The 13,639-nt window shown below is 68.1% G+C and carries 12 protein-coding genes; 6 read left to right on the top strand and 6 right to left on the bottom strand.

Annotation, left to right across the window (positions count from 1 at the left end; genetic code table 11):
• Position 1: 1 nt before the first annotated feature.
• The 3 genes from FJ887_RS03980 to FJ887_RS03970 form a co-directional block, all read right to left on the bottom strand.
• On the bottom strand, positions 2-1,234 hold the full coding sequence (locus tag FJ887_RS03980; RefSeq protein ID WP_137826503.1) for an ABC transporter permease: 1,233 nt from the start codon (positions 1,232-1,234) through the stop codon (positions 2-4).
• Entirely contained in the window at positions 1,231-2,844 is a 1,614-nt protein-coding gene (locus FJ887_RS03975; RefSeq protein ID WP_137826504.1) for an ABC transporter ATP-binding protein, read from the bottom strand. Before FJ887_RS03975 ends, FJ887_RS03980 begins: the two co-directional genes overlap by 4 nt.
• A gap of 74 nt (positions 2,845-2,918) precedes the next feature.
• Entirely contained in the window at positions 2,919-3,995 is a 1,077-nt protein-coding gene (locus FJ887_RS03970; protein WP_249356872.1) for a BMP family lipoprotein, read from the bottom strand.
• Between the two features lie 297 nt (positions 3,996-4,292).
• Between FJ887_RS03970 and FJ887_RS03965 the strand changes: the two genes are divergently transcribed.
• Positions 4,293-6,104: an ABC-F family ATP-binding cassette domain-containing protein gene (locus FJ887_RS03965; protein ID WP_137826505.1), complete on the top strand. Its 1,812-nt coding sequence runs from the start codon at positions 4,293-4,295 to the stop codon at positions 6,102-6,104.
• Positions 6,105-6,183: 79 nt separating this feature from the next.
• Here FJ887_RS03965 and FJ887_RS03960 read toward each other — a convergent pair whose 3' ends face one another.
• Positions 6,184-6,573 carry a VOC family protein gene (locus FJ887_RS03960; protein WP_137826506.1) on the bottom strand — a complete coding sequence of 130 codons (390 nt, stop codon included), beginning with the start codon at positions 6,571-6,573 and terminating at the stop codon, positions 6,184-6,186.
• Between the two features lie 149 nt (positions 6,574-6,722).
• Here FJ887_RS03960 and FJ887_RS03955 point away from each other — a divergent pair, with 149 nt between their 5' ends.
• The 3 genes from FJ887_RS03955 (at position 6,723) to FJ887_RS03945 (ending at position 8,798) form a co-directional block, all read left to right on the top strand.
• Positions 6,723-7,232 carry a TraR/DksA C4-type zinc finger protein gene (locus tag FJ887_RS03955; RefSeq protein ID WP_349290527.1) on the top strand — a complete coding sequence of 170 codons (510 nt, stop codon included), beginning with the start codon at positions 6,723-6,725 and terminating at the stop codon, positions 7,230-7,232.
• A 3-nt stretch (positions 7,233-7,235) separates the two neighbouring features.
• Complete coding sequence (locus FJ887_RS03950) at positions 7,236-7,544, top strand: hypothetical protein (RefSeq protein WP_137826507.1); 309 nt, start codon at positions 7,236-7,238, stop codon at positions 7,542-7,544.
• 204 nt (positions 7,545-7,748) lie between these two features.
• Entirely contained in the window at positions 7,749-8,798 is a 1,050-nt protein-coding gene (locus FJ887_RS03945) for a homocysteine S-methyltransferase family protein (RefSeq protein ID WP_137826508.1), read from the top strand.
• A 57-nt stretch (positions 8,799-8,855) separates the two neighbouring features.
• Here FJ887_RS03945 and FJ887_RS03940 read toward each other — a convergent pair whose 3' ends face one another.
• On the bottom strand, positions 8,856-10,031 hold the full coding sequence (locus FJ887_RS03940; protein WP_137826509.1) for a pyridoxal-phosphate-dependent aminotransferase family protein: 1,176 nt from the start codon (positions 10,029-10,031) through the stop codon (positions 8,856-8,858).
• Positions 10,032-10,075: 44 nt separating this feature from the next.
• Complete coding sequence (gnd, locus tag FJ887_RS03935) at positions 10,076-11,527, bottom strand: NADP-dependent phosphogluconate dehydrogenase (protein ID WP_137826510.1); 1,452 nt, start codon at positions 11,525-11,527, stop codon at positions 10,076-10,078.
• Positions 11,528-11,650: 123 nt separating this feature from the next.
• On the opposite strand from gnd, the gene FJ887_RS03930 reads away from it, so the two are divergent.
• Together FJ887_RS03930 and FJ887_RS03925 are read left to right on the top strand one after the other, a co-directional pair.
• The gene (locus tag FJ887_RS03930; RefSeq protein WP_137826511.1) at positions 11,651-12,208 is read left to right on the top strand and encodes a gluconokinase; all 558 of its coding nucleotides are present in this window, start codon (positions 11,651-11,653) and stop codon (positions 12,206-12,208) included.
• On the top strand, positions 12,205-13,608 hold the full coding sequence (locus tag FJ887_RS03925) for a GntP family permease (RefSeq protein ID WP_137826512.1): 1,404 nt from the start codon (positions 12,205-12,207) through the stop codon (positions 13,606-13,608). Before FJ887_RS03930 ends, FJ887_RS03925 begins: the two co-directional genes overlap by 4 nt.
• Positions 13,609-13,639: the final 31 nt, after the last annotated feature.

Below are 13,639 nucleotides of genomic sequence, written 5' to 3'. Positions count from 1 at the left end.
ATCAGGACTCCTTCCGCTTGAGCACCGGTGCGGGCAGGTGGAAGATCGTCCTCACGAGCGGCGGGGCGGCGATGAGGAGGACGATGACCGACTGGACGACGAGGACGATGTCGATCGGCGTACCCGTCTGCGACTGCATGAGGTAGCCACCGGCCTTGAACGCGCCGAAGAGGAGACCGGCGAAGAACGTCCCCAGCGGCTTCGACCGTCCCAGCAGCGCCACGGTGATCGCGTCGAAGCCGATGGACCCGGCGATCCCGCCGGTGAGCTTGTCCTCCGTGCCGAGCACCTGTGTGGCCCCGGCGAGTCCCGCGAGGCCACCGGCGATGACCATGACGAGGACGGTGACCTTGGCCACCGAGATGCCGGCGGTGCGCGCGGCATGCGGGTTCGCGCCGACGGCTTTGAACTCGAAGCCGATCGTCGAGCGCTCGAGCAGCCACCACACGAAGATCGTCGCGAGGATCGCGAGGATGAACCCGAAGTTGAGGCGGAAGGGCAGCGGAAGGAGGAGGAACATCTGCGCCGATTCGTCGATCGTGCGCGACTGCGGGTTCGCCGACTGCGTGTGGGTGAACCACGACTGCTTGAGCAGGTACCCGAGGAGGTAGCCGGCGATCGAGTTGAGCATGATCGTCACGATCACCTCGTTCGCCCCGGTCCGCGCCTTGAGCACACCGGCGATGCCCGCCCAGATCGCCCCGCCGATGATGCCGCCGACCGCGGCGATGAGCATGTGGACGATGGGCGGCAGGCTGAGTGCGTAGCCGAGGAATCCGGCGACAGTGGCGCCGAGGATGACCTGGCCCTGGCCGCCGATGTTGAACAGTCCCGAGCGGAAGGCCAGGGCGATGCCGAGGCCGGTGAGGATGAGCGGGGTGCCGTTGACGAGCGATTCGGTCAGCGGGCGGATCGCGCGTTCCGGGGTGCGGGCGTTCCAGTCGAAGATCGCCCCGCGGAAGAGCGCGGAGTAGGCGTCCCCGACGGTCGAGAAGACCGTGGAGAAGAACGCGCCGGGCGCGGAGAAGAAGTTCCTCGCCGCTGCGATGACCTCCGCGTTGGCGAAGGCGATGAGGACACCGCCGACGAGGAGGGCGAGCACGATGGCGAGCACAGTGACCAGCCACGATCCTGAGAGTATCTCCTGGATGAGGGTCTGCTGCCGCCCGGGCTTCGCCTCGGCGGTCGGCGGCGGGGCCGGGGACGGCGCGGCCGGTGAGATGTCAGTCGTCATTCGCTCTCCTCCGCCGAGGTGGTCGCTGAGTCTGGGGTCGCGCCGGTCGCGGTGCCGGCGTCGGAGGGGGCACCTGCCTCGGGTGCGGTGCCTGCGGAGGCCAGCGCCTCCTCGGCGGGGACACCGGCCATCATGAGGCCGAGCGCCTCACGGGAGGTCTCGGGTCCGACGATGCCGACGATCCGACCGGAGTACATCACGGCGATGCGGTCGGCGAGTCCGTAGACCTCGTCGAGTTCGGTCGAGACGATGATGCACGGGGTGCCGGTGTCGCGTTCGGCGATGACGCGCTTGTGGACGAATTCGATCGATCCGACGTCGAGGCCGCGGGTCGGCTGGCTGGCGATGAAGAGGCGCAGCTCCCGGCCGAGCTCGCGGGAGAGCACGACCTTCTGCTGGTTGCCGCCGGACAGCGTGGAGATCGGGTCGGCGATGCTGCCGAGGCGGATGTCGAACTCCTCGACTTTCTTCTCCGCCTCGGCGGTGATGACCGAGGAGCGGAGGTTGGGGCCCTTCGCGTACGGCGGGCGATCGTAGACGTCGAGGATCATGTTCTCGCGGATGGAGAACTCGGCGATGATGCCGTCGGTCGACCGGTCCTCGGGCACGAAACCGATCCCGTCGCCCAACCGGTCCTTGACGGACGTGCCGACGAGGTTCTTCCCGTCGAGGGTGATCGTGCCCAGGCGCGGTTCGCTCAGCCCGATGATCGTCTCGGCGAGCTCGGTCTGCCCGTTGCCCTGGACACCGGCGATGGCGAGGATCTCGCCGCGGCGGACGTCGAAGCTGACATCGTCGACGACGACGTTCTCGGCCCGGTCGACGACGGTGAGCCCGCGCACCTGGAACGTCGCCTCACCCGGGTCGGCAGGGCTCTTGTCCGTCGTCAGGGACACGTTGCGCCCGACCATCTGGCTGGCGAGCTCCGCCTCGGTGGAGTCCGGGGAGGCTTCGCCGACGATCTTGCCCCGGCGGATGACGGTGATCGAATCCGCGATCGCGCGGACCTCGCGGAGTTTGTGGGTGATGAAGACGATCGAGGTGCCCTGCTCCTTGAGCTGGCGCATGATCGAGATGAGCTCGTCGGTCTCCTGCGGGGTGAGCACGGCGGTGGGCTCGTCGAGGATGAGGATCTCCGCGTCGCGGGACAGGGCCTTGATGATCTCGACCCGCTGCTGCGCGCCGACGGGCAGATCCTCGATGAGGGCGTCGGGGTCGATGTTGAACCCGAACCGCGCGGAGATCTCCGTGACCTTCCTCCGCGCCTCGGCGACGTCGATGAGGCCGAGGCCCTTCGTCGGTTCGTAGCCGAGCGCGACGGATTCGGCGACGGTGAAGACCGGCACGAGCATGAAGTGCTGGTGGACCATGCCGATGCCCGCGGCCACGGCATCGCCGGGTCCGGCGAAGCTCACCGGCTTGTCGTCGATGAGGATCTCTCCCCCATCGGGGTCGTAGAGGCCGTAGAGGACGTTCATCATCGTCGACTTGCCGGCGCCGTTCTCACCGAGAAGGGCGTGGATCTCACCGGGTTCGACGGTGAGATCGATGTGGTCGTTGGCGACGAATGATCCGAACACCTTCGTCAGCCCGCGAAGCTCGAGTTTCACTGCTCGCAGCACTCCTCACAAACTTGAAAACTGCAGGGCCGAAAGACTTCGACCCTGCAGTTTAACCCAGGTGATTATTTGGGCGAGTTCTCCGACTCGACCGTGATCGTGCCGTCGATGATCTGCTTCTTGAGCTCCTCGACCTTCGTCTTGACGTCCTCGGGGACCTCGCCGTCGAAGTCGTGGTAGGGAGCCAGTCCCACACCTTCGTTCTCGAGCGTGCCGACGTAGGGCTCGGAGGTGAAGTTGCCGTCGACACCCTGCTTGACGGTGTCCTCGACGGCGTTGGCGATCTCCTTGACCACCGAGGTGAGGATGATGTCACCGTATTCCGTCGAGTTGTAGCCGTCGGTGTCGACCCAGACGAGCTTGACGTCGCCGGCTTCCTTCGCCGCGGCCGCGGCACCGAGGCCGACGGGGCCGGCGACGGGCATGACGATGTCGGCGCCCTGGGAGATCAGCTGCTTCGTCAGCTCCTGGCCCTGACCCTGGTTCTCGAAGTCACCGGAGAACGATCCCTGCTGGCTCTCCTTGTTCCAGCCGAGGAGTTCGACGTTCTTGCCGTTGTCGTCGTTGAACTTCTTCACACCGTCGGCGAAGCCGTCCATGAAGACGGTGACCGAGGGGATCTGGATGCCGCCGAAGGTGCCGACCTTGCCGGTCTTCGACATCGCGGCCGAGACGTAGCCGGCGAGGTACGCGGCCTCAGCGGTGTTGAAGACGAGCGGCTTCGCGTTCTCGACCTCGGCCGGGTTGCCGTCGGGGTCGGAGAACGTCGAGTCGATGAGGGCGAAGTTGAGGTCGGGGTTCGCCTCAGCGGCGGTCTGGATCGCATCCTCGAGGAGGAAGCCGACGCCGAAGGTGAGGTTGCAGCCCTGCTGGACCATGTTGTCGACGTTCGGGGTGAAGTCCGCGTCGCCCTGGGATTCGGCGAGGCTCTCCTGAATGCCGAGGCTGTCCTTGGCCTTCGTCAGTCCCTCACGGCCCGACTGGTTGAACGACTGGTCATCCCAGCCGCCGGAGTCGGAGACCATGCAGGCGAGGTAATCCCCGCCGGCGCTGGAGTCGCTGCCGCTGCCGCCGGAGCCGCAGGCGGAGAGCACGAGGGCGGATGCGGCGATCATCGACACCGCTGATGCGAGCTTTTTCAAGGTCTACTCTTTTCTCGAAGGACCAACACTGGCGTCGGCGGTGGACCGCCGGCCGACTCATCGCGAACCTGTGAGACGACTGGGCGATCGGTCACATTTCGATGAGTTTTCGGCCAGTCTAATGCACGTGAGCCACGTCTCCCGCGCGCGTAGCACGCGAATCCGCGACACCGATATGAAAACGCAATCAAGTGTCACAGTCGTAGTCCGTTCGACAGGGGCCGCTGTGCCTTCTCACGAGCCGATCGCGTCCGCTGCAGCTAGGGCAATCCCCGGTGCTCTAGGCTGGTGGGCGTTATGGCACATCTTCTCGGGGCCGAAGCCCTGCACCTCGAATTTCCCACGCGCATCGTCTTCGACTCGGTCACCCTCGGCGTCGACACCGGGGACATGATCGGCATCGTCGGGCGCAACGGCGACGGCAAATCCTCGCTGCTCGGGATGCTCGCCGGCACGATCACGCCCGACGCCGGGCGTGTCACCTACCGCGGGGGCCTGCGGCTCGGCATGCTCACCCAGCGCGACGAACTCGACGACGAGGCGACCGTGGGGTTCTCCGTCGTCGGCGACAAGGCCGACTACGAGTGGGCCGGGGACGCGAAGATCCGCGACATCATCGCAGGCCTCATCGCCGACCTGCCGTGGGAGGCGCGGATCGGCAGCCTCTCCGGCGGTCAGCGGCGGCGCGTGGCCCTCGCGGCCCTCCTCGTCGAGGACTGGGACCTCATCATCCTCGACGAACCGACGAACCACCTCGACGTCGACGGCATCGCCTGGCTGGCGCGGCACCTGAGGAACCGGTGGCCGAAGAACTCCGGTGCCCTCCTGCTCGTCACCCACGATCGGTGGTTCCTCGACGAGGTGTGCACGAAGACGTGGGAGGTCCACGACCGGATCGTCGAGCCCTTCGAAGGCGGGTACGCCGCCTACGTGCTCCAGCGCGTCGAACGCGACCGGATCGCCGCTGCCACCGAGGCGAAACGGCAGAACCTCATGCGCAAGGAGCTCGCGTGGCTGCGTCGCGGGGCTCCCGCCCGGACGTCGAAGCCGAAGTTCCGCATCGAGGCGGCCAATCAGCTCATCGCCGATGTGCCCGAGGTCCGCAATCCCATCGAGCTGAAGAAGATGGCGACGGCCAGGCTCGGCAAGGACGTCGTCGACCTCGAGGACGTGTCCGTCCGCTTCGGTGACCGTGACGTCCTCGACGACGTCACGTGGCGCATCGGTCCCGGCGAGCGCACGGGCATCCTCGGCCCCAACGGCGCCGGGAAGTCGACGCTGCTCGGGCTCGTCGCCGGCACGCTCGAACCGACCGCGGGGCGGGTCAAACGCGGCAAGACCGTCAAGGTCGGCGTGCTCGATCAGCAGTTCGCCGATCTCGCCCGGATCGGCGGCAGGCGGGTGCGCGAAGTCCTCGCCGAGGCGAAGACGACGTTCACGATCGAGGGCAGGGACTTCACGCCGGCCCAGCTGCTCGAGCGCTTGGGGTTCGCCACGGAGCACCTCTCGGCCCGGGTCGACGACCTCTCCGGGGGTCAGAAGCGACGCCTGCAGCTGCTCATGCTCCTGATGTCCGAACCCAATGTCATCATCCTCGACGAGCCGACGAACGACGTCGACTCCGACATGCTCGCCGCGATGGAGGACCTCCTCGACTCGTGGCCGGGCACCCTCATCGTCGTCTCCCACGACCGCTACCTGCTCGAGCGCGTCACCGATCAGCAGTACGCGATCCTCGGCCACCGCCTGCGGCACGTGCCCGGCGGCGTCGACGAGTACCTGCGCCTGCGCGCCGAGGAGGCCGCGGGGTCGGGCCCGGCAGCGGGGTCGAACAGTGCGGGTGCGGCCACCGCCTCGGCGGAGGAGTCGTCGGCACCGAAGCTCAGCGGCGCCGAAAGGCGGGCGGCGTCGAAGGAGGTCTCGGCGATCGAGCGGCGCATGGACAAGCTGAGCACGCAGGTGGCCGCCCTCCACGAGGAGATGGCCGTCCACGATCAGGCCGACTTCGAGGGCCTCGCCGCGCTCACCGCGCAGGTCCGGGAACTCGAGGACGAGACGGCAGCCCTCGAGGAGCGCTGGCTCGAGGCCACCGAGGCGCTGGAGGCGTAGCGGACAGGCGGCGGCAGGCCGGAGAGGAGTGGGAAGCCCACCACCTGGGTCCACCGTCCCGGATGACAACGGTGAGGTCTCAGCCGTCGACTTGGCATACAAGGTGCATGGGGTGACCATCAAGGTCCTCCACAAACGCCATAAGCAGCGTGTCGCGGTAGATGTGGGGCGCTTGAATATCGCGTGCCCCGGCGTCGAGTGCGAGTTTGTAGGCTGCCGGCACATCGTCGGTCCACAACACCACGACCGCACGATTGGGTTTGGAATTGGCCTCAATCGCATGTGCTGCTGCTGCGGACTCGGGGGTCGCCAGCCCCAAGGTGAAGTCGCCATGCGTCATCTCGATCTTCACGGGGTTGGCCTGTGGGGTGCGGAAGGACTCCACGAACCCGAACGAGCTGTAGAACGTCGCGGCCTGCTCAGGATCGCGGACGAAGAGAATGACCTGAGGTTCTGTGAACTGGACCACAAGTCAACCGTAACACTCTCCAGACACGGCAATCAGTCCCCTGGTCGCCGGTGGCCCGCATCAGGTGGTGGCGGTCGATTGAGTCTCGGATGCAGATGAGTGCTGTGGTCTCCATGGCAGCAGGTGCTCGTCCTGTATCTGCTACCGGAGTGCTTGGTGAGCCGACGAACCGCCTCGACGTCGACGACATCGCATGGCTGGCCCGACTCCTGCTGTACCGGTGGCCGAAGAACTCCGGAACCCTCGTTCTCGTCACCCACGACCGGTGGTTTAGGCACCGGCACGGGATTAGGGTCATGTGCATGGCCGATGACCAGTGGCTCGAGCGACTCCGTCAAGAGGAGGCGGAGACCCGTGCGCTGCTCGCGTCGCTGAGCGCCTCGATCGACAGTCTCTCCGCAGCCCGGCAGGGCGACAACAGCGACGACGAACACGACCCCGAAGGTGCGACGATCGCGTTCGAACGCAGCCAGGCCGACGCGATGCGGCAACAGGCCCGCGAGCGTCTCGACGCGATCGCCGCTGCGGTGACCCGGCTCGATGACGGGACGTTCGGGATCTGCGCCGCCTGCTCTCAGCCGATCGCTCAGGCGCGACTCGACGCTCGCCCCTCCGCGGCGCTCTGCGTGACGTGCGCGAGCAGGGACACCGGGAGGTAGACGATGGCCGCCGGAGTCGTCCTCATCGCTCTGCCTCCGCTGCTCCTGCTCCTCGCCGGCGTGCTCGTCCTCGTCCAGGCCGCCCGGGGCCGGCGCACCGCGTCGACGCCCGGTTTCGTCCTCCGCCTCATCGCCGGCATCGGCGTCCTCCTCTGCGCCCTCCTCGCACTGTCGGGGCTGTGGCTCGAGATCAACTACGCCGTGGTCTTCCTCCCCGTCATCGCACTCATCCTCGGCGGGGTGTGGCTCATCGCCTTCCTCGGCACCGCGCTGCTCGCCGACTGGCTGAGCGCCCGCCGCGGCGGGAACTGACGAACCCCGCACGAAGGTCGAGGTGCCTGGGCAGGTCGGGCCGCCTCGGCGACATGACCTTCTGTGACGGAATGCGGCGCGAATCTGACCTTCTGTGACGGTCGACGGCGGACGGCGACGTTGCCTGTGATGAGCTGGCCGAGTCCTCAATGCGACGGAGCTCGGTCACCGGGCCCGACGATCTCAGCTCTACCGGGAGAACTCATGACACAGTCCAACGCACTCACCGAGCGCCTCGACGCCGGCCCCGTCATCTGCGCAGAAGGCTTCCTCTTCGAACTCGAGAAGCGCGGATACCTCTCCGCGGGAGAATTCGTGCCCGAGGTCGCGCTCGAGTTCCCCGAGGCGCTGCGCAGCCTCCACGTCGACTTCCAGCGCGCCGGCTCCGACATCGTCGAGGCCTTCACGTACAACGGGCACCGCGAGAAGATGCGGGTTATCGGCAAGGAGGACCTCCTCGAGCCGCTCAACCGCTCGGCCCTGCAGATCGCGCGCTCCGTCGCCGACGCCAAGCCCGGCAACTTCATGGCCGGCAACATCTCGAACTCGAACATCTGGGATCCCGCCGACCCCGCGAAGCAGGACGAGGTCCGCGCGATGTTCTCCGAGATGGTCGGCTGGGCCGTCGAGGAGGGTGCCGACCTCATCATCGGTGAGACCTTCTACTTCGCCGGTGAGGCCATCGCCGCCGCCGAGATCGCGAAGGCCAGCGGCCTGCCCGTCGTCCTCACCCTCGCGCCGATGGCGTTCCAGGAGATGGCCGACGGGGCAGGGATCGTCGAGACCGCCCAGCGTCTCGAGCAGCTCGGCGTCGACGTCGTCGGCCTCAACTGCTTCCGCGGACCGGCGACGATGCTGCCGTGGCTCAAGGAGATCCGCGCAGCCGTCTCATGTCACGTCGGCGCCCTGCCGATCCCCTACCGGACGACCGAGGAGGAGCCGACGTTCTTCAACCTCTCCGACCCCCACGCCGCGGTGCCGTCCCCGCACGGCCGCACCTTCCCCACCGCGCTCGATCCGCTGCAGACCAACCGCTACGAGATCGGCGCCTTCGCGAAGGAAGCTCACGAACTCGGCGTCAACTACCTCGGTGTGTGCTGCGGTGCGACCCCGATGCACATCCGCGAGGTCGCCGAGACGGTCGGCCTGACGACGGAGGCGAGCCGGTTCTCGGAGAACATGAGCAACCACTTCATGTACGGCACGAACGAGCGTCTCGCCGACAACGTCGTCGCCCTCGGCGACCGGGCATAAGCGCGCCTCGAACGGACCAGTGCAGGGGGCGGTCGGCGGCGGGTGCCGTCGGCCGCTCTACTTCGCGGTGACGTCGAACCGGTCGAGGGCGGTTTCGAGGCGGGCGACGGTGCCGTCGATGTCACCGAGCTTGTCGAGGCCGAAGAGCCCGATGCGGAACGTCGTGAAGCCCTCCGGCTCCCCGGTGTGCAGCGGCACCCCGGCCGCGACCTGGAGTCCGACCTCCTTGAATGCCGCGCCGTTGGCCAGCTGGGGGTTGGTCGTGTGGACGACGACCACACTCGGCGCTTGGTACCCCGGGGCCGCCACCGAGGGCAGACCGCGGGCGGCGAAGACCGCGCGCACCCGTTCGCCGAGTTCGAACTGCGCCGTCTCGAGCTTGTCGAAGCCGCGCTCCTCGGTCTCGCGCATGAGCGCGGCGTTGTGGGCGAGCGCATCCGTCGGCATCGTCGCGTGGTACGGCGCGCGACCGGCCTCGTACTCGTCGGCGATGAACAGCCACTTCTTCAGATCCATCGCGAAGCTCGTCGAGGTGCCGGCCTCGACCGCGGCCCGGCCGGCCTCCCCGAGCATGACGTAGCCCGCGCACGGCGATCCGCTCCACCCCTTCTGCGGGGCGCTGATGAGGACGTCGACGCCGAGGTCGGCCATCGACACCCACACCGCACCCGAGGCGATGCAGTCGAGGACGAAGACTCCCCCGACGGAGTGGACGGCATCGGCGACGGCCCGGATGTCCTCGTCGGGCAGGAGCATCCCCGAGGCCGTCTCGACATGGGGAGCGAACACGACGGCCGGGCGTTCGCGCTCGATGGCGGCGACCACCTCGGCGATCGGGGCAGGCGACCACGCGGCCTGGACATCGTCGGAGTCCGGCTGGGCCGGGAGGACGACGGTCTCGCTCGCGATCGATCCGGCGTCGAGGATCTGCGACCACCGGTAGGAGAAGAGCCCGTTGCGGATGATCAGGCACTTGCGTCCCGTCGCGATCTGCCGGGCCACCGATTCCATCGCATAGGACCCGCCACCGGGGACGATGGCGACACTCTGCGCGTCGTAGGCGGTCCGCAGGATGCGGTTGATGTCCTGCATGACGGAGACGAAGCGCGCCGACATGTGGTTGAGCGAACGGTCGGTGAAGACGACCGAGTACTCGAGCAGACCGCCGGGATCGACGTCGTCGTGGGGCAGGGTCGAATCGTGGGTCTGCGGCGCATCATGTGGCTGAGTCATAGATCCCACAGTGCCACGTTCCCCGCGCCGGGGCCACCGGCGGCTCAGACCTCGACTTCGCTGCGGTCACCCGACCACAGCGTGTGGAAGACCCCGGGACGGTCGACCCGACCGTAGGTGTGCGAGCCGAAGAAGTCCCGCTGGGCCTGGATGATCGCCGCCGAGGACCGGGGCGTGCGGAGGCCGTCGACGTAGGCCAGCGCCGAGGCGAGCGCCGGGACCGCGATCCCCGCCGCGACCGCGTCGCCGACGGTCGAGCGCAGAGCGGCCTGGTCGGCCTCAAGCGACTGCCGGACATCATCGGCGGCGAGCAGGGAGCTGAGCTCCGGCTGCGCCTCGTAGGCGGCGACGATCCGGTTGAGCACGCGGGCGCGGATGATGCACCCGGCCCGCCAGATCGACGCGAGCTCGCCGAGGCTGATGTCCCAGCCGTGCTCGCGGGCGCCCGCGGCGATCTCGTCGAAGCCCTGGACGTACGCGAGGATCTTGCCCATGAACAGAGCCCGGCGGACCGTCTCGATCGCCTCGCCGAGGCGGTCGGCAGGGGCTGTGTCGGCAGGGGCCGGCCCGCCGAGGGCCTCCCCCTGGGCGCGCAGATCCGCCGCCTGGGACAGCGACCGCGCGAAGACCGCCTCGGCGATCGTCGGCACGGGGACCCCGAGGTCGAGACCGGACTGCGCCGTCCACGCCCCGGTCCCCTTGGCCCCGGCGGCATCGGCGACGACGTCGACGAAGGGACGTCCCGTTGCGGCATCCGTGTGGGCGAAGACCTCGGCGGTGACCTCAATGAGGTAGGACTCGAGTTCGCCCGCGTTCCATTCGGTGAGCACCGCAGAGATCTGCGCGGGAGTGAGTCCGAGTCCGTCGCGGAGGATCGTGCACGCCTCGGCGATGAGCTGCATGTCGGCGTACTCGATGCCGTTGTGGACCATCTTGACGAAATGACCGGCGCCGTCGGTGCCGATGTGGGCCACGCACGGGACCGGTGCGACCGACCCCGGCACCTCGGCGCGGGCGGCGATCGGAGTGAGGAGGGGGCGCAGGCGCTCCCATGCGGCGTCGGAGCCGCCGACCATGAGCGAGGGCCCCTCGAGCGCCCCGACCTCACCGCCGGAGATCCCGACACCGACGAACTCGATGCCCGTCTCGGCCAACCGTCGCCCGCGGGCGATCGTGTCGGTGAAGTGGGAGTTGCCGCCGTCGACGATGATGTCGCCGGGGGCGAACACCTCGGCGATGCTGCCGATCGCGGCGTCCGTCGCGGCCCCGGCGTTGACCATGAGGATCGCGACGCGGGGCGTCCGCAGCATTCCGGCGAGCTCGGCGGGAGAGGTCGCGACGAGGAACTGAGCCTCGGGGTGGTTCGCGGCCACCGCCCGGGCGCGGTCGACGTCGAGGTCGTAGAGCGCGACGCGCAGACCCTCCTGCCCGGCGAGGTTGCGAGCGAGGTTCGAGCCCATCACTCCGGTCCCGATCACAGCGACATCGGCGTTCATCAGCAGTCCTCTTCGTTGCAGGGTCACGTTGTTGACAGTCTTCCGCAGAAGAAATACGGTTCAATAACTCTGATTTATTCTGCAGAGCATATCAATATCATCATATGTTTTCGAGAGATTCTTATGGACCTGGGACAGACCCTTCCACCACTCGTCATCATGGGGGTGTCGGGGACGGGCAAGACCGTCGTCGGCCAGCAGGTCGCCGAGGCTCTCGGGGTGACATTCATCGACGGCGATGACCTGCACACCCCGGCGAACAAGGCGAAGATGGCCGCCGGCATTCCGCTCACCGACACCGACCGGATGCCGTGGCTCGCCGCGATCGCCACGGAGCTCAGCCGCTTCCCCGCCCCGCTCATCGCCTGCTCGGCGCTCAAACGCCGCTACCGAGACCGCCTGCGCATCGATGCGCCGACGACGTTCTTCATCCACCTCGACGGCCCCCGCGCCGTCATCGCCGACCACCTGGCCAGACGCGCCCACGAGTTCATGTCGCCGACGCTGCTCGACTCGCAGCTGTCCACCCTCGAGGCCCTCGAACCCGACGAGGCGCACATGGTCGTCTCGATCGAGCAGAGCCTGCCCGCGGTGCGGCAGACGATCCTCGATCTCCTGCCCGTCGAACTCGCTCGCATCGCCCTCCACCGCCGCACCCGCCTCGAGGAAGAGGATCAATGACCGATATCGAACTCGCGTGGACGCTGCCGGCGCCCGCGCTGCTCGGCCTTGCCGCCGCGGCGATCGCCCTCCTGCTGCTGCTCATCATCAAGCTGCGGCTCCACGCGTTCGTCGCCCTCGTCGTCGTCAGCGTCCTCACGGCGCTCGCGGCCGGCATCACCCCCGGTGACCTCGTCACCGTGCTCTACGACGGGTTCGGCTCGACCCTGGCCAGCGTCGCCCTCCTCGTCGGCCTCGGCGCGATGCTCGGGCGCCTCCTCGAGCTCTCCGGCGGCGCCGAGGTGCTCACCGACCGTCTCATCAAAGCCTTCGGGGAGAAGCGCGCGCCGCTCGCGCTCGGGGTGACGTCCCTGCTGTTCGGATTCCCGATCTTCTTCGACGCCGGCCTCGTCGTCATGCTCCCGATCATCTTCACCGTCGCGCGCCGCCTCGGTGGCTCGCTGCTCCTCTACGCGATGCCCGCGGCGATGGCGTTCTCCGCGATGCACATCTTCGTGCCCCCGCACCCGGGTCCCGTCGCCGCCTCCGGCCTCCTCGGCGCCAATGTCGGTCTCGTCCTCATCTGCGGCATCCTCATCGCGATCCCCGCGTGGTACCTGTGCGGGTACCTCTTCGGGCTCTTCATCGGCCGGCGCTTCGACGTTCCCGTGCCCACGATCCTCTCCGGCGGCGGCGATGACGAGTATGCGAGCTTCAAGTCGACGCCGAGCCTGACCACCGTCATCACCCTCCTCGTCCTCCCCCTCATCCTCATCTTCTTCAACACCGGACTCGGCTTCGCCGCCGAGGCAGGCTGGGTCGACGGCGAATCCACACTGGTGACGAGCCTGCGGATGCTCGGCGAGACGCCGATCGCGCTGCTCATCACCGTGCTTGCGGCGATGTGGCTGCTCGGGTGGCGGAGGAACAAGAGCCGGTCCCTCGTCGAATCGATCGTCGACTCCGCGCTCGGCCCGGTGTGCTCGATCGTCCTCATCACCGGGGCCGGCGGCATGTTCGGCGGGGTGCTGCGCGCCAGCGGCATCGGCGACTCGATCGCCGACTCCCTCTCCGCGCTCGGCCTGCCGGTCATCGTCGCCGGCTTCCTCATCGCCGCCATCGTCCGCGTCGCCCAGGGCTCGGCGACCGTGGCGCTGACGACGGCCGCCGCGCTCGTCCAGCCGATCGTCGTCGGCAATCCGGACTTCTCGAGCCTCCAGGTCGTCGCGATCGTCCTCGCCCTCGCCGCCGGATCCGTCTTCGCCAGCCACGTCAACGACTCGGGCTTCTGGCTCGTCTCCCGGTTCTTCGGCATGGACACGAAGACGACGCTGAAGACGTGGACGGTCGGGCAGGCGCTCCTCGGCATCGTCGGCTTCGCCTTGAGCCTCATCCTCTACGCAATCGTCAGCGCGTTCTGAGGCGCGCGGGCGTCAGCGCTCTGCTGCGCCG

The sequence above is a fragment of the Brevibacterium sp. XM4083 genome (assembly GCF_006489205.2).
GTDB lineage: Bacteria > Actinomycetota > Actinomycetes > Actinomycetales > Brevibacteriaceae > Brevibacterium.
The sequence above is the reverse complement of the archived record's forward strand: the minus strand, read 5'-3'. Positions and strand labels throughout refer to the sequence as shown.

Excerpts from the sequence above, each read along its gene's own strand:
- FJ887_RS03980 (WP_137826503.1), bottom strand. The coding sequence starts at position 1,234 with ATGACGACTGACATCTCACCGGCCGCGCCGTCCCCGGCCCCGCCGCCG.
- FJ887_RS03965 (WP_137826505.1), top strand. The coding sequence starts at position 4,293 with ATGGCACATCTTCTCGGGGCCGAAGCCCTGCACCTCGAATTTCCCACG.
- FJ887_RS03950 (WP_137826507.1), top strand. The coding sequence starts at position 7,236 with ATGGCCGCCGGAGTCGTCCTCATCGCTCTGCCTCCGCTGCTCCTGCTC.
- FJ887_RS03945 (WP_137826508.1), top strand. The coding sequence starts at position 7,749 with ATGACACAGTCCAACGCACTCACCGAGCGCCTCGACGCCGGCCCCGTC.
- FJ887_RS03940 (WP_137826509.1), bottom strand. The coding sequence starts at position 10,031 with ATGACTCAGCCACATGATGCGCCGCAGACCCACGATTCGACCCTGCCC.
- gnd (WP_137826510.1), bottom strand. The coding sequence starts at position 11,527 with ATGAACGCCGATGTCGCTGTGATCGGGACCGGAGTGATGGGCTCGAAC.
- FJ887_RS03930 (WP_137826511.1), top strand. The coding sequence starts at position 11,651 with ATGGACCTGGGACAGACCCTTCCACCACTCGTCATCATGGGGGTGTCG.
- FJ887_RS03925 (WP_137826512.1), top strand. The coding sequence starts at position 12,205 with ATGACCGATATCGAACTCGCGTGGACGCTGCCGGCGCCCGCGCTGCTC.